At 65.7% G+C, this 15696-nt stretch carries 13 protein-coding genes and 1 other RNA gene; 5 read left to right on the forward strand and 9 right to left on the reverse strand.

Annotation, left to right across the window (positions count from 1 at the left end; genetic code table 11):
* Window positions 1-75: 75 nt before the first annotated feature.
* The 4 genes from WHZ77_RS04680 to WHZ77_RS04695 all read right to left on the reverse strand — a co-directional run bounded on the left by WHZ77_RS04680 (window position 76) and on the right by WHZ77_RS04695 (window position 4914).
* On the reverse strand, window positions 76-1272 hold the full coding sequence (locus tag WHZ77_RS04680) for a phosphoglycerate kinase (RefSeq protein WP_375312607.1): 1197 nt from the start codon (window positions 1270-1272) through the stop codon (window positions 76-78).
* Window positions 1273-1409: 137 nt separating this feature from the next.
* Window positions 1410-2417, reverse strand: coding sequence for a type I glyceraldehyde-3-phosphate dehydrogenase (gap, locus tag WHZ77_RS04685; RefSeq protein ID WP_375312608.1), 1008 nt, complete (start codon window positions 2415-2417; stop codon window positions 1410-1412).
* A 170-nt stretch (window positions 2418-2587) separates the two neighbouring features.
* On the reverse strand, window positions 2588-4573 hold the full coding sequence (tkt, locus tag WHZ77_RS04690; RefSeq protein WP_375312609.1) for a transketolase: 1986 nt from the start codon (window positions 4571-4573) through the stop codon (window positions 2588-2590).
* 182 nt (window positions 4574-4755) lie between these two features.
* The gene (locus WHZ77_RS04695) at window positions 4756-4914 is read right to left on the reverse strand and encodes a hypothetical protein (protein WP_158324543.1); all 159 of its coding nucleotides are present in this window, start codon (window positions 4912-4914) and stop codon (window positions 4756-4758) included.
* Between WHZ77_RS04695 and WHZ77_RS04700 the strand changes: the two genes are divergently transcribed.
* From WHZ77_RS04700 to WHZ77_RS04720, 5 genes are all read left to right on the forward strand, one after another.
* The gene (locus WHZ77_RS04700; RefSeq protein WP_020608063.1) at window positions 4883-5203 is read left to right on the forward strand and encodes a DUF4164 domain-containing protein; all 321 of its coding nucleotides are present in this window, start codon (window positions 4883-4885) and stop codon (window positions 5201-5203) included. The two genes, WHZ77_RS04695 and WHZ77_RS04700, sit on opposite strands and share 32 nt — an antisense overlap.
* Window positions 5200-5583: a cell division protein ZapA gene (locus tag WHZ77_RS04705; RefSeq protein WP_375312610.1), complete on the forward strand. Its 384-nt coding sequence runs from the start codon at window positions 5200-5202 to the stop codon at window positions 5581-5583. Before WHZ77_RS04700 ends, WHZ77_RS04705 begins: the two co-directional genes overlap by 4 nt.
* A 245-nt stretch (window positions 5584-5828) precedes the next feature.
* A non-coding RNA gene (gene ssrS / locus WHZ77_RS04710) (6S RNA) lies at window positions 5829-5989 on the forward strand.
* Between the two features lie 118 nt (window positions 5990-6107).
* Window positions 6108-6704, forward strand: a complete 597-nt coding sequence (locus WHZ77_RS04715; RefSeq protein ID WP_375312611.1) for a 5-formyltetrahydrofolate cyclo-ligase — start codon at window positions 6108-6110, stop codon at window positions 6702-6704.
* A complete protein-coding gene (locus WHZ77_RS04720; protein WP_375312612.1) occupies window positions 6682-7506 on the forward strand; it encodes a TIGR00282 family metallophosphoesterase in 825 nt (274 codons plus the stop codon). The genes WHZ77_RS04715 and WHZ77_RS04720 overlap by 23 nt, the downstream gene beginning before the upstream one ends.
* 195 nt (window positions 7507-7701) lie before the next feature.
* Here the strand turns inward: WHZ77_RS04720 and WHZ77_RS04725 are convergent, their stop codons facing one another.
* From WHZ77_RS04725 to WHZ77_RS04745, 5 genes are all read right to left on the reverse strand, one after another.
* Window positions 7702-9045 (reverse strand): c-type cytochrome, encoded by a 1344-nt coding sequence (locus WHZ77_RS04725; protein WP_375312613.1) that lies wholly within the window; start codon window positions 9043-9045, stop codon window positions 7702-7704.
* Complete coding sequence (locus tag WHZ77_RS04730; protein ID WP_375312614.1) at window positions 9042-11210, reverse strand: molybdopterin cofactor-binding domain-containing protein; 2169 nt, start codon at window positions 11208-11210, stop codon at window positions 9042-9044. Before WHZ77_RS04730 ends, WHZ77_RS04725 begins: the two co-directional genes overlap by 4 nt.
* Window positions 11211-11218: 8 nt before the next feature.
* Window positions 11219-11683 carry a (2Fe-2S)-binding protein gene (locus tag WHZ77_RS04735; RefSeq protein ID WP_375312615.1) on the reverse strand — a complete coding sequence of 155 codons (465 nt, stop codon included), beginning with the start codon at window positions 11681-11683 and terminating at the stop codon, window positions 11219-11221.
* 723 nt (window positions 11684-12406) lie between these two features.
* Window positions 12407-13831, reverse strand: a complete 1425-nt coding sequence (locus WHZ77_RS04740) for a methyl-accepting chemotaxis protein (RefSeq protein WP_375312616.1) — start codon at window positions 13829-13831, stop codon at window positions 12407-12409.
* Between the two features lie 107 nt (window positions 13832-13938).
* Window positions 13939-15687, reverse strand: coding sequence for a methyl-accepting chemotaxis protein (locus WHZ77_RS04745; protein WP_375312617.1), 1749 nt, complete (start codon window positions 15685-15687; stop codon window positions 13939-13941).
* Between the last annotated feature and the right edge of the window lie 9 nt (window positions 15688-15696).

Below are 15696 nucleotides of genomic sequence, written 5' to 3' on the forward strand. Positions count from 1 at the left end.
TTTGGGCCTGCGAGGAGGCCGCTGACTTCTCTTCTTGCCGACGAATTACTTGGTGCCAAATTACCTGGTGCCAAATTACCTGGTGCGAAGCACCTCGACGCCGGGCAGGGGCTTGCCTTCCATCCATTCAAGAAATGCGCCACCGGCGGTCGAGACATAGGTGAATTGACCGGCCACATGGGCCTGGTTGAGCGCCGCGACGGTGTCGCCGCCGCCCGCGATCGAGATCAGCTTCTTGGCCTTGGTGCGCTCGGCGGCATGCTTGGCGGCCGCCATCGTGCCGCGGTCGAACGGCTGCATCTCGAAGGCGCCGAGCGGTCCGTTCCAGACTAGCGTCGCCGCATCGTCGATGGCGGCATGGACACGCGCGATCGACTGGGGACCGACGTCGAGGATCATGCCGTCGGCCGGGATCGAGTCGAGGCCGTAGGCATGCGACGGCGCGTTGGCGGCGAAGTGGTAGGCGACGGTGGCATCGACCGGCAGGATGATCGCGCAATTGGCGGCTTCGGCCTTTTCCATGATGCGCAGCGCGGTGGGTGCGAGATCCTTTTCGGCCAGCGATTTGCCGATGCCGACGCCCTGGGCGTGCAGGAAGGTGTTGGCCATGCCGCCGCCGATCACGAGCGCGTCGACCTTGGTCACGAGGTTTTCCAAAAGGTCGATCTTGGTCGAGACCTTGGCGCCGCCGATGATGGCGATGACCGGCTTGGTCGGCGAGCCCAGCGCCTTCTCCAGCGCGACCAGCTCGGCCTGCATGGTGCGGCCGGCATAGGCCGGCAGCTTGTGGCCGAGGCCTTCGGTCGAGGCGTGGGCGCGGTGCGCCGCCGAGAACGCGTCGTTGACCCAGATGTCGCCGAGCTTGGCCAGTTCCGCGACGAAGGCGGGATCGTTCTTTTCCTCTTCCTTGTGGAAGCGGGTGTTCTCGAGGCAGAGGATGTCGCCGTCCTTCAGCGCCGCCACCGCCTTGGCCGCGGGCTCGCCGATGCAATCGTCGGCGAAGCCGACCGGCTTCTTCACGACCTTCGCCAGCGCCTCGGCCACGGGCTTCAGCGACTCCTTGGCGTCGCGTCCCTTCGGCCGGCCGAAATGCGCGAGCAGGATAACCTTGCCGCCCTTGTCCGAGATCTCGGTGATGGTCGGCGCGACGCGCTCGAGCCGGGTCGCGTCGCTGACGCGGCCGTTCTCCATGGGCACGTTGAGATCGACGCGCAGCAGCACGCGCTTGCCCTTCACGTCGACGTCGTCGAGGGTGCGGAATTTGTTGGTCATTGGCCACTTCCTTGTCCCGGGCGCACCGCAGCGCGAATCGGTGCGCTGCAGAACCGGGACCTACGCGGGGACATGGGTCCCGGCTCTGCGGAGCAGCGCAAGCGCGCTGCACCGCGTCCGGGACAGGAGAGTAACGCTTAGATCACCTTCGCGATCGCGACGGCGGTGTCCGCCATGCGGTTCGAGAAGCCCCACTCGTTGTCGTACCAGGACATCACGCGCACCAGCGTACCGTTCTGTACCTTGGTCTGGTCCTCGTGGAAGGTCGAGGAGTGCGGGTCGTGGTTGAAGTCGATCGAGACGTTCGGCGCGGTGGTGTAGCCGAGGATGCCCTTGAGCTGCTGCTCGGAGGCGCGCTTCATCGCTGCGTTGATTTCCTTGGCATCGGTGGCGCGCTTGGCGATGATCTTGAGATCGATCACCGAGACGTTCGGGGTCGGCACGCGGATCGCGACGCCGTCGAGCTTGCCCTTCAGCTCGGGCAGCACGAGGCCGATCGCCTTTGCCGCACCGGTCGAGGTCGGGATCATCGACATCGCCGCCGCACGGCCGCGATAGAGATCCTTGTGCATGGTGTCGAGCGTCGGCTGGTCGCCGGTATAGGCGTGGATCGTGGTCATGAAGCCGGTCTCGATGCCGACCAGGTCGTTCAGCACCTTGGCGACCGGTGCCAGGCAGTTGGTGGTGCAGGAGCCGTTGGAGACGATCAGATGGTCCTTGGTCAGCGTGTCGTGGTTGACGCCGTAGACGATGGTGGCGTCGGCGCCGTCGGCGGGCGCGGAGACCAGCACGCGCTTGGCGCCGGCGGTCAGATGCGCGGAGGCCTTGTCCTTCGAGGTGAAGATGCCGGTGCATTCCATCGCGATGTCGACGCCGAGATCCTTCCAGGGCAGCTTCGAGGGATCGCGCTCGGCAGTCACCTTGATCTTGTTAGCGCCGAGGCTGATCGTGTCACCATCGACGGTCACGGTGCCGGGGAAACGGCCATGGACGCTGTCGAAGCGGAGCAGATGGGCGTTGGTCTCGACCGGGCCGAGGTCGTTGATACCGACGACCTCGATGTCCTTGCGGCCGGACTCGGCGATAGCCCGCAGGATGTTACGGCCGATGCGGCCAAAACCATTAATTCCGACGCGGACTGCCATGTTTCGTCTCCTTATGACCGTTCAATGACGGGTTCAATAACGCCTAGTCTTCCCGCACAACGCGCCATACGCGCCTGCGAAGGTTTTTTAGGGGCGGACGCCCGGTTCGGCCGGGCGGTGCTTGATCATATGAGAGATTACGTAGTCCTTTTTTTGAGCAAGCTCAACTCTCAGGAAACGCGTTTCAGCACAGCGTTAACTGCAGCCTCGGCGGTAATCCCGAAGTGCTTGTAGAGGTCCTTCGCCGGCGCGCTGGCGCCGAAGGAATGCATGCCGATAAATTCGCCATCCTGGCCGATCACGGCGTCCCAGCCCCAGCGCACGGCCGCCTCGATTGCGACCTTCACCGGCGCGTTGCCGATGATGGCTGCGCGCTTGGCCTCTGGTTGCGCTAACAACAGCTCGAGCGAGGGCACCGAGACCACCCGCGACGGGATGCCGCGCTCGGCCAGCTGCTTCTGGGCGGCGACCGCGATCTCGACTTCGGAGCCGGAGGCGAACAGCGTCGCCTTGGCTTCGCCCTGGGCTGCGACCAGCTCGTAGCCGCCCTGCTGGCAGGAGGGTTCGTTCGGCGCATTGGTGCGCAGCTGCGGCAGGTTCTGCCGCGTCAGCGCCAGCACGGTCGGACCGTCGATACGGTTGAGCGCGAGCTCCCAGCACTCGGCGACCTCGATGGAATCGCAGGGGCGGAACACGCGCATGTTCGGGATGGCGCGAAGCGCCGCGAGATGCTCGACCGGCTGGTGGGTCGGGCCGTCCTCGCCAAGACCAATGGAGTCGTGCGTCATCACGTAGACGACGCCGGTGCCCATCAGAGCGGCAAGGCGCATCGCGGGACGCGCATAGTCGGTGAACACCAGGAAGGTCGCGCCGTTCGGTGCAAAGCCGCCGTGCAGGAAGATGCCGTTCATCGCGGCGGCCATGCCGTGCTCGCGGATGCCGTAATGGATGAAGCGGCCCTTGGGCGTCTTGGCGGAGAACGCGGTCGCAGACTTCGCCTTGTTGTTGTTGGAGCCGGTGAGGTCGGCCGAGCCCGCGAGGAATTCCATCGGCATCGCGCCGGCAATCACTTCGATCACGGCTTCGGAGGATTTGCGGGTCGCCGCGATCATCGGCTTTTCCAGCAGCTCCTTCTTGTAGGTGCGGAACGCCTTGGCGAGCGCGGCCGGACGCTCGTGGCGCAGGCGGCGCTCGAACTCGGCGCGCTTGCGGCTGCCGAGCTCGCCGAGCCGTCCTTCCCATTCCAGGCGGGCCGCAGCACCACGGCTGCCGGCAGCGCGCCAGGCCTTCAGCACGTCACCGGGCACCGAGAACGGTTCGAGCGAAATGCCGAGATTTTCCTTGGCCGCCTTGAGCTCATCGGCGCCGAGCGCCTCGCCATGCGCCTTCGAGGTGCCGGCCTTGTGCGGCGCGCCGAAGCCGATGGTGGTGCGGCAGGCGATCAGCGTCGGCTTGTTGGATTTCTTCGCACGGGTGATCGCGGCGGCGATCGCGGCCTGGTCGTGGCCGTCGATCTTCTCGGCCGCCCAGCCGGCGGACTTGAAGCGCTTCACCTGGTCGACGGAATCGGCGATCGAGGTCGGACCGTCGATCGAGATGCCGTTGTCGTCGTAGAGCACGATCAGCTTGTTGAGCTTCCAGTGCCCGGCCATCGCGATCGCTTCCTGCGAAACGCCTTCCATCAGGTCGCCGTCGGAGGCGAGCACGTAGGTGTGGTGGTCGACGATCTTCTTGCCGAACTCGGCGGCGAGCATCTTCTCGGCGAGTGCCATGCCGACCGCGGTCGAGATGCCCTGGCCGAGCGGACCGGTGGTGGTCTCGATGCCTTTGGTGTGGAAGTTCTCGGGGTGGCCCGGGGTCAGTCCGCCGAGCTGGCGGAACTGCTTGAGCTGGTCCAGTGTCATGTCGGCATTGCCGGTCAGATACAGCAGCGAATAGAGCAGCATCGAGCCGTGGCCGGCCGAGAGCACGAAGCGGTCGCGGTCGGGCCAGTCGGTTGCGGCGGCGTCGAATTTCAGGAATTGCGTGAACAGCACCGTGGCGATGTCGGCGGCGCCCATCGGTAGGCCGGGGTGGCCCGATTTCGCCTTCTCGACGGCGTCCATCGAAAGGCCGCGGATCGCGTTGGCCATGCGGTTGTGATCGACTTGCGTCATGTCTGAAATCCGTCTGAAATGAGGCGCTTGGCGGCGGTGCGGGCCGCATGGGAGGAGCCTGGCGGCCACGAGAGGTCGGGCTGAAATAGCACCTCGGTTCCGGCAGGCCAAGGCAATCAAACGCCGGTTTGGCCGTAAAAGTTGCTTAGCAGTGCATAGTTTCGCGGCGGCGTTGCGCTTCCCTAGCTTGCCACGTAAATTTCTGCTTCTAACCGCTTGCCGAACCGAGTCTTTTGCCGGACGGCAAGCTCCAGGGTAAAGCCCAAGGCAAAGTCCAAGGGCAAGGCCACAGGTTCCGCCGCTGACTGCATGAACGATCGCGTGTCCAACAGCTCTGCCATGACGGAGTCCTCCGCCGTCGAGATCGAGATCGCGACCCGCAGGCTCATGGCGGCGCTCGACGCGCTCGAAAGCGCGGTGGAGCGGCGGCGTGACGCCGATCGCGACGAGAACGAGCTTGCCGCGCGAATCCAGGCGCTGGGCGCGGATCGCTCGCGGCTGGCCGATGAGCTCGACGGCGCGCTGGTGAAGGCGCGCAAGCTCGAGCGCACCAACCGCGAGATCTCCGACCGGCTGGATTCGGCCATCGTCACGATACGCTCGGTGCTCGATACCGGAGAGGATGGATGAGCCACATCAACGTCACCATCAACGGCCGGCAATACCGCATGGCCTGCGAGGAGGGCCAGGAGGTGCGGCTGCTCAAGCTCGCCGAAAGCCTGGAGACGCGGATTGAGTCGCTGCGCGGAAAATTCGGCGAGATCGGCGATGCGCGCCTCACCGTGATGGCCGCGCTGACCGTCTGCGACGAACTGGTCGACTCGGGCAACCGCATCCGCACCATGGAGCAGGAGCTCACCGAGCTCAGGGATTTCCGCAACGCCGCCGTCGAGCGCGCCCGGTTGACCCAGACCGCCGTGGTCAACGCGCTGAACGCAGCGGCCGAGCGGATCGAGAAGTCGACCCAGGTCCTGAACCGCACCGTCGGCAACGGCATCGCGATCGGGTAGCGTCCACCCTCCCCTGGAGGGGGAGGGTCGATCGCGCGTAGCGCGAGCGGGGTGGGGTGATCTCTCCGCACGGGCAGTGTGCGAGGTGGAGAGATCACCCCACCCCGTCTCACATTTCGCTGCGCTCATGTGAGCCGACCCACGGGCGAGCTACGCTCGTCCCGGACCCCTCCAGGGGAGGGTAAGAAAGCGGCGACCCGCTCGCCGGGCTGGCGATTCGTCAGTATCGTTGTTACATTGCGAAGGCGAGGCTGCGACGCGCGTCAGGAGCCATATATCCCCGGGGCCTTATCGATCCTTTAGGGAACTGTCCCTGGCCGGGCCCGTGGGCCCGGTCATATGGTGCCCACCTACTTTCGTAGGGAACTCCGGGATCGAGCGCTTCAACGGCGGCCGCGGCTTCGCACTTGTTCGTTCTGGAATTGCGTTCTTCGAACTGCGTCACGACAGACCGGCGGTCCAATTCACTCTCAGTGTCATGCCCGTCCGCTTTCCCGGGCGATGATGGCGGAGCGAAAACGCGCATGCCCAACTCCAAAGCCGAGCTCCGCGCCAAAGCCCTCGCGGCGCGCGACGCGCTGAGCGAGAAGAAGCGCACCGCCGCCGCGGCAAAGCTCGCCAGGCGCGGGCTGCCGTTCAAGCTGCTGCCGGGCAGCATCGTCTCCGGCTATTCGCCGATCCGGAGCGAGATCGATCCGATGCCGCTGCTGAAGAGGCTCGCCGACGAAGGCGCCAGGCTCGCGCTGCCTTGCGTCACCGCGCGCGGCCAGTCGCTGGTGTTCCGAATCTTCCATCCGAACGACCGCCTGATGCTCGGCCCGCTCGGCATTCCCGAGCCGTCGCCGGCAGCAAGCGAAGTCATCCCCGACATCATGCTGACGCCGCTCGCGGCGTTCGATCGTCTTGGCCATCGCATCGGCTATGGCGCCGGGCATTACGATTTCACCTTCGCCCACCTGCGCAAGACCAAGCAGATCGTCGGCATCGGGCTCGCTTTTGCAGCGCAAGAGATCGAGGCCGTTCCGGCACTAGCCCACGACGTCGCGCTGGATTATGTGCTAACGGAATCGGACGTATTCGATTTCCGGAGTTCTGAAGTTGCGCATTCTCTTCGTGGGTGATGTCGTCGGCCGTGCCGGACGCAACGCCATCGCCGAATATCTGCCCGGCATGGTCAGGGACTGGTCGCTCGATTTCGTCGTCGTCAACGGCGAGAATTCCGCCGGCGGCTTCGGCATCACGGAAGCGATCTATCAGGAGTTTCTAGATGCCGGTGCCGACGCGGTGACGCTCGGCAATCACTCCTGGGACCAGCGCGAGGCGCTGGTGTTCATCGAGCGCGCCGAGCGCCTGGTGCGCCCGGCGAACTATCCGCGCGGCACGCCCGGCCGCGGCGCCGCCCTGGTCGAAACCAAGAACGGCAAGCATGCGCTGGTCGTCAACGCTTTGGGGCGCGTCTTCATGACCCCGTTCGACGATCCCTTCGCGGCGCTGGAGCGCGAGTTAGGGGCCTGTCCGCTCGGCCTTGCGGCAGATGCCATCGTCGTCGACTTCCATTGCGAGGCGAGCAGCGAGAAACAGGGCATCGGCTTTTTCTGCGACGGCCGCGCCAGCCTCGTCGTCGGCACCCACACCCATGTGCCGACCGCCGACCACCAGATCCTGTCAGGCGGCACCGCCTACATGACCGACGCCGGCATGACCGGCGATTACGATTCCATCATCGGCATGCAGAAGGAAGAGCCGCTGCGCAGGTTCACGTCGGGGATTCCATCGGGACGGTTCGAGCCGGCCGCGGGGGCGGCGACGCTGAGCGGGGTCGCGGTGGAGACGGACGATGCGACGGGGCTTGCGCTGCGGGTTGCGCCGGTGCGCGTGGGCGGCAGGCTGGAGCCGACGACGCCGAAGTTTTGGTTAAGCTAGCTCGGGCGGTATGCGCGCTGCCACCCTCCCCTGGAGGGGGAGGGTCGATCGCGCGCAGCGCGAGCGGGGTGGGGTGATCTCTCCCGTCGGGCACTGTTCGATGCGGAGAGACTGTCACCCCGCCCCGTCTCACATTTCGCTACGCTCAATGTGAGCCGACCCTCCCCCTCCAGGGGAGGGTAAGAAGACCGCGCGCTACTCCGCCGTCTGCTCCCTCAACTCCGCGACATCCTTCGCCGTCAGCTTCGAGCCCTTCGCCCCGAACCGCGCCGTGACGTAATTCGCCACCGCCGCGATCTCGTCGTCGGAATACGCGTTGCCGAACGCCGGCATCGACAGCGCGCCATCCGGCGTATGGCGTTTGGTGCCTGACAGCACGATCTGCGCGACGTTGGTGGCGGCGGGGTCGTTGACGGCCCAGGTGCCGGTCAGCGTCGCCATCGGCGACACCGGGCTTTCGCCGCTCCAGCCGTGGCAACTGGCGCAGGCGCCGGCGAACAGCATCTTGCCGCGTGCGTCCGCCGTGACGCCGTCCTTGTGTGAGGCCGGTGCGATGGGCGCCGTGGTGGCGGGCAAATCGGGCGAGGGCACCGGCGGCACGCTGCGCAAATACGCAACGATGCTGCTGATGTCCTCGGGGGCGAACTGGCTGAAGCTGTGGTCGACGGCTTCACCCATCGGACCGGAGGCCGAGCCGTGTCCCGGTGCGTGACCGAGCGACAGATACGAGATCAGATCCTCGTCGCGCCAGTTGCCGAGGCCTGTGGCCTTGTCGGAAGAGATGTTGAAGGCGCGCCAGCCGGCGGTGATGGCGCCCGCGAACTTCTTGCGGTTGTCGAGCGCGAAGCCGAGATTGCGTGGCGTATGGCACTCGCCGCAATGCGCCAAGGCTTCCGCAAGATAGGCACCGCGATTCCATTCCGGGCTCTTGGACGTATCAGGCGCAAAGCGCGTGTCGGGATTGAACACGGCCGACCAGACAATCATCGCCCAGCGCTGGTTGAACGGGAACGACAGCGTGTTCTCGGGCGGCTTGGCGCGCACCGCCGGCAGGCTGAACAGATAGGCCTTCACCGCCAGCACGTCCTCGTCCGTCATGAAGGTGTAGGACGTGTACGGCATCGCAGGGTAGAGCCGCGCGCCGTCACGGCGCTTGCCGTGCTGGACCGCGCCGAGGAAGTCCTGATCGCTGTAATTGCCGATGCCGGTGTCCTTGTCCGGCGTGATGTTGGTGGAATACAGCGTGCCGAACGGCAGCTTGAAGGCGAGTCCGCCGGAATAGTCCTTTTCGCCGGGCTTGGTGTGGCAGACCATGCAGTCCGCCGCCTTGGCGAGATATTCGCCGCGCTCGACCAGGCTCGCTTTCTCCAGCTTGGCGGGCACGCCGGTCGGCTTGCCCGCGCGGTAATCGGCCAGCGCCACCTTCGTGCCGCCGGCAAAGTCGAGCGGACCGGGCTCGCGGATGATCCAGACGCCGAGCGCCGCAACGACGATCGCGATGACGACCAGGCTTCCGAGAATACGCATCTTGCCGCTCATGCCTTTTTCCCCGCAGCCAGCAGTTTCCGATCGATCGGCAGGCGCCGCAGCGCCACGCCGGTTGCCGCGTAGATCGCGTTGCGCAGCGCCGGCGGTCCCGCCGTGGTGCCGGTCTCGCCGATTCCACCGGGGGCCTCGCCGCTCTTGACGACGTGAACCTCGATCTTCGGCGTCTGGTTGATCCGCAGCATCCGGTAGTCGTTGAAGTTGGACTGCTGGACGCGCCCCTTCTCGATGGTGATCTCGCCGTAGAGCGCGGCGGTCAGGCCGAAGATCAGCCCGCCCTCGACCTGGGCCACGATCGTGTCAGGGTTGACGGCGATGCCGGTATCCACCACCGAGGTCGCACGGCGCAGATTGATCTCGCCCTGCTCGTCGACCTCCGCTTCCACCACCGTTGCGATGAAGCTTCCGAACGACGGCTGCAGGCACACGCCGCGTCCGACGCGCGCCGGCAAGGGTTGACCCCAATTGGCCTTCTCTGCCGCGAGATTGAGGACGGACAGGAAGCGCGGCTGATTGGCGAGCATGCCCCGGCGAAACTCGACCGGGTCCTTGCCCGCCTTGCGCGCCAGTTCGTCGATGAAGCATTCGACCGCAAACACGTTGTTGTTGGGGCCGACCCCGCGCCAGAACCCCGTGGGTATCGCCGGCGGTTCGGCCCTGACATATTCGACGTGGACGTTCGGGATCTCGTAGGGCACGTCGGTGGCGCTGTCGATCGCGTCGATATCGATGCCCTTCTGGAATGCCGGCGGCAGCCAGCGCGCGATGATCGCAGCGCCGGCGATCTTGTATTTCCAGCCGACGATCTTGCCGCCCGACAGGGTCGCCGCGATCGTGTCGCGATACACCGGGCGATAGATGTCGTGCTGAATGTCTTCCTCGCGGGTCCACACCACCTTGACCGGGCCGTCGACCTCCTTGGCGATGCGAACGGCCGCGACCACCATGTCGGGCTCGAGCTTGCGGCCGAAGCCGCCGCCGAGCAGATGCTGGTTGACGGTCACCTTTTCGACGGGGAGTCCCGCGGCCTTCGCCGCCTCCGATTGCACGCGCGCCATGATCTGCGTTCCGGTCCAGATCTCGCAGGAATCGGGCTTGCAATGAACCGTGGCGTTCAACGGCTCCATCGTTGCGTGGGCGAGAAACGGCAGTTCGAACGAAGCTTCGAATTTTTCGCCGCTCGCGAGTCCTTTGGTGATGTCGCCGGTGGATCTGGCGACCACGCCATCCTTGGCGCTGGCGGCGCGCAGATCGTCCCAGACCGCTTTCGAATTGATCTTCGCGTTCGGTCCCTCGTTCCACGTGATCTCGAGCGCGTCGAGACCCTTCTTCGCCGCCCACATGTGATCGCCGACGACGGCGACGAGATCGTCGAGCACGACGATCTGCCGCAGGCCCGGAATCTTCTTCGCGGCGCGGTCATCGACCTTGCCGACCTTGCCGCCGAACACCGGGCACTGCGCCAGGGTCGCGAACTTCATGCCGGGCACGATAGCGTCGATGCCGTAGACCGCCTTGCCGTTGACCTTGTCGGGGGTGTCGAGGCGCTTGAACGGCTGACCGATGTAAACGAAATCCTTGGGGTCCTTGAGTGCGGGGGTCTTGGGCGGCGTCTGGCCGCTGGCGGCAGCCGCAAGCGCGCCATAGGCGAGCGTCCGGCCGCTCTCCTTGTGGGTCACCACACCCTTCGACGTCGTGCAACTGGCGGGATCGACGCCCCATTGCGCAGCCGCGGCCTGTACCAGCATGGCGCGTGCGCTGGCGCCGGCGTCGCGCAGCGGCTTCCAGAACGCCCGCACCGATGTGGAGCCTCCAGTCGCCTGAATGATGAATATCGGATTGCCGTAGAGTTTCTCGTTGGCCGGTGCGTGCAGCAGCTGGACCTTCGACCAGTCGGCGTCGAGCTCTTCCGCCAGGATCATCGAGACCGCGGTGTAGATTCCCTGTCCCATCTCGACTTGAGGCATCACCAGCGTGGTCACGCCTTCTCCGTCGATCCGGATGAACGCGTTGGGCGCGAACTTGCCGTCGGTCTTGTCTTCCGGCTGCACCGGCTCGTTGATTGCGGCGCGCAGCGGCAGATGGAAGGCGAGCAGGAATCCGCTGGCGAGACCGCCGGTCAGCAGCGCGCGGCGGGAGAAATTGTCGTGTGCATTCATGGTGGACCTCACGACTGACGGCCGTTGGCGGCCTGCTTGATGGCCTCGCGGATGCGGACATAGGTGCCGCAGCGGCAGATGTTGCCGGCCATCGCGGCGTCGATGTCGGAATCGTCAGGATGCGACGTTGCCGCCAGCAGAGCCGCCGCCGACATGATTTGCCCGGATTGGCAGTAACCGCACTGGACCACTTCGGCATCGAGCCAGGCCTTCTGCACCTTCGCGCCAACAGGCGTATTGCCGACGGCTTCGATGGTGGTGATGGCGCGGTTCTCGACCGCGCTGACCGGCAGCACGCAGGAGCGCACGGCCTTGCCGTCGACATGCACCGTGCAGGCGCCGCATTGCGCGATACCGCAGCCGAATTTGGTGCCGGTCATCCCGAGGATGTCGCGCAGCACCCACAGCAGCGGCATTTCGGGTGGCGCGTCGAAAGTCTTCTGTTCGCCGTTGACGGTGAGTGTCGTTGCCATATGCATCCCCTTGCTCGACGATCGCTTGCGGCGACCGGGTCGGCGAATTCGCGCGACCATAATCATATCGATGCGAAACGATGAAGCTTCGAATTTTCTCGCAATGCATATTTGCGCGGCCACGACGTGAGGCCATGACGTTCACGAATTTGTGCGGCGATCGCCGCGGGAAATTTGGGCCAATTGATATGATAAGCGTCATTTTTTGACGCGTTTCGTCGCGCGCACCGTCGATCGCCGCAGATGATCGTGCGAACTCGCAAACTCATGCGAAGACGAAAATCGTGCGATTGGGAAAGTCAGGCGGCGGCACGTCCTTGCTGCGGCGCATCCTTCGAGACGCCCGCCTGCGGCGGGCCCTCAGGATGAGGACCGCGTGTGCGGCCGTAATCCTCACGAGCACCAATGCCAGTCAGCCTCATCCTGAGGAGACCGCAAAGCGGTCGTCTCGAAGGACGAGGCGCTTGCTCGGTCTTCGCCGCGCTCGCATGCGGTAGGCCTGCGCAGGGCGGCGTCCCGCGACGCAGGCGCATGCGGATCAAAGGCGTCTCGTTGCCGATGTAATTTCGGAATAATAACATTGTGCGCCTGTTTTGCCCGACGGGTCAAGGGCTCGTCAGGCGCTTGGCGCGCGATGAGGCGCAAGCTATTGATTCCTCACGCACCGGCTACTGTGCATGGGGTTGTTTTCAGGAATTTTGTTTTGGGGCCGTCGCGACGTCGTCAGCTCTGCCGGAAACCCATCCGGAACGCGCCCCAGTGCTTGCCGCGGACCATGATCGGCGAGGACAGGTCCTTCATCAGCACGAACTGTCCGCCGCCCATGTCGCGGCGATAGGTCTGCAGCAGGAACGGCTTCGTGTTCGCCCCGACCTTCTTGACCGTGCGGTCGGTGAACAGACGGCGGTTGCGGCAATTGGCGTTGTTCCAGACCGGGTCCTTGCCCTGCGGCAGACTGTAGTTCGGGTTGTGGGTCGGCAGATAGCCGCCCTTGGTCCAGGCGACGCAGAACACGATGCGCGGATCAGATTTCTGGATCGGGTCCTGGATCGCGGGGAGCGCGCGGTCGGTGAAGTCGACGTAGTTGGTGAGGTACTGTTTTGGATCGGTGCCGGGGATTTCGCGATACGTTTCGTCCATGAGTTGGTCGAGCGTGATCTCGCCGCGATCGATCGCGGCTTCGAACTCGGCGGAGATCCGCTTGGCGGTGTCGACCACGACGCGGATTAGCGGCGTGTCCGACGTTTCCACGCCGCTGTTGGCGATCATCGCGATCAGGCCTTCGGACGTGTCGAGCAGTTGCGTCACCCGCTGGTCGGCGCTCTTGAGGTCGCGCGAGGACAGGTCGACGCCCCTGGCGAGCTCGTTGAGCTCGCTGATGACGGTGTCGCAATGGCCGAGATTGGAGGTTGCCGCGCGCGTGACGCTGTCGATCTCCGCTTCGACCGAGGCAAAGCCCTGCTGCACCCGCGAGATGATGCCGGAGATCTGCTGGGCGCCTTCGCCGGCGGTCTTGGCGCGCTGCGAAGCGTCGCTGCTCTCGCCGATCAGGCCTTCGATCTGGCCGTCGAGATCGCGCACGGTGTCGGAGATCTGGAGCGTGGCCTGGCGGGTGGCCTCCGCGAGGTTCTTCACCTCGCTTGCGACCACCGCGAAGCCGCGGCCGGCATTGCCGGCGCGCGCGGCTTCGATGGTGGCATTGAGTGCGAGCAGATTGGTCTGCTTCGCGATCGCCTCGATCGCGCCGGAGACTTTTGCGACCTGCGCCAGCGCCGAGCCGACGGCGCTCAGGCGCGCCTCGATCCGCTCCACGGCCGCGACGAGTTCGGAGATGTGGCTGACCGCGGTATCGACCGCGCCGCGCGACTGCGCGATCTCGCCGACCGCGGCCGACGTGGTCGATTGCACCGCCTGCGACGCATTGGCGATGTCGTGGTTGGCCGCGACCATGGTCTCGGCCGTTTTCTGCAGGTGATGGAACCGCTCCGACTGGTTGGCGACGCGGTGTGCTACTTCCTGGACGTTACCGGCGATGTCGGCGAGCTCCACGCCGAGCCCGCCGATGCGGTCGGCGAGCTGGTCGATCAGCCGCTCGGCGAGCGTGCGGTTCGATCCTGTATCCATGACGGCAAGCTGGGCGAGGGACATTTACGGGCTTCCTCAAGTCGGAGCCGTTCGCCGGCTCTCCGCGGCATTCCCATTCCAACTTTATTCAAAGAAGTGATTCGCGCGTCGGCGTCTTGCCTGAGCGTGCACTACAGTTTGTAGGCCGTCCTGAAACCGCCCCAGTGCCGCCCTTGCACGCGGATCGGAACGTCGATCTCGCGCATCATCACCGTATTCCCGTTCCCCATGTCGCGCGCATAGCTCTGGACCAGGTACGAGCGCAGGTTGTGCGCGGCGGCGAGCCCCGCCGGATCGTTGAAGATACGGCGGTTGCGGCAGTTGGCGGTGTTCCAGCCGGCGTCACCCGGCCGCTGCGGATGCGAATAGATCTTGTTGTGCACCGGCAGGAAGCCGTTGCGGTCGACCATGGCGCAGAACGCCATGCGCGGGTCCCTCGCGAGAAACGCTTCCTGGAACGGCGGCAGCGCGCGGTCGGCCCAGTCCAGATATCGGGTGCGATATTGCTGCGGATTGGTGCCGGCGATCTCCGCATAATCAGTGTCGAAGAGATCGTCGATCTTGACCTCGCCGCGTGCAACCGCCTGTTCGAAAATCCGGGTCAGTGCGGTGCCAGCTTCCATGGCGCGGGTGACGAACTCGCTGTTCTCCTCGTGGATCGACCAGAGCCTGTCTTCGATCTTCTCAGCTAGCGCGGCATTGGGGCTGACGAATTGCGCGCGCGCGCCGGCCTTGGATTGCTCGGTCACGCGCAGGCGGCAGGCGCCGACGTGTTCGAGGCTGCCCTCGATGATGGCCTGCGGCGCGAGCCGGCCGGCGTCCGGTCCGCCGATCAGCACGCCGTCCATCGCGATTTCATAGACCGGCATCACGCCGCGCGCGGTTTCGAACTTGAGATGGCAGGGCAGCCGCTCGGTCTTGCGGCGGTCATCGTGCTCGCTCTGGCGCAGCAGCACCGCGCAGCGCGATTTCAGTTTCTGCGCGAAAGTGGTGACGGCCCTGCCGGCGCTGGCGACATTCTCGCCATGCGTTTCGGCCGCCTTGGTCGCGGCATCGATCTCGGCTGCGCTCTCGCCGACCGAGATGATGAACTCCGATGCGCTGGCGGCGTTGCCGGAGACTTCGCTGGTGGTGGCGTTCTGCTCGGCGACCGCGCCGTTGACGGTCTCGAACACCGGGCGGATCGCCTCGATCGCCTGCGAGATGCGGTGCACCGCATCCGCAGAGCCGGTGGCGTCGCGCTGCAGCGCGTCGATTTTCCGGGTGATCTCTTCCGTCGCGCCCTGGGTCTGCACCGCGAGCGCCTTCACCTCGGTGGCGACCACCGCGAAGCCCTTGCCGGCGGCACCGGCGCGCGCAGCCTCGATGGTCGAGTTGAGCGCGAGCAGCGTCGTTTGCCGCGCGATCTGTGCGATCAGGTTGACGACGTTGCCGATCGCGGCGGAGGATTCGCGCAGGCGGTCGACATTGGCGCGCGCTTCCTGGGCCGCGGCGCTGGCCGCGTCGGCGAGCTTGCCGGCCTCGCGCACCTGCGCGCCGATGCCTTGGGCGGACTGGGTGAACTTGTCGGCGGCATGCGCGAAGGTGGAGGCGGTCGATTGCGCCGCATTGGTGCGCCCGGTGAGGGCGTCGGTGCGGTCGCGGATGGCGGCAAGCGTGTTGGCGGTCGCCTCGGCGCCGCCGGCGACCGAATTGGCGGCGCGCTCGAGCTGGCGGATCATGGCGCCGAGCTCGAGTTCCAGCAATTCCAGGATTTCCCGGGCAGAATCGTCCCCGGCAGCTCCGGCGGGCGCGGGATCGACCGGCGACGGCGCAGCCTGCGGGACTGCGGCGGGCGCAGGCACGTCCGGCAGACGCTTCCGAAATAATGCGAACGCCATCGGGTCACT

Source organism: Bradyrhizobium sp. A5 (assembly GCF_042076515.1).
Classification (GTDB): domain Bacteria; phylum Pseudomonadota; class Alphaproteobacteria; order Rhizobiales; family Xanthobacteraceae; genus Bradyrhizobium; species Bradyrhizobium cosmicum.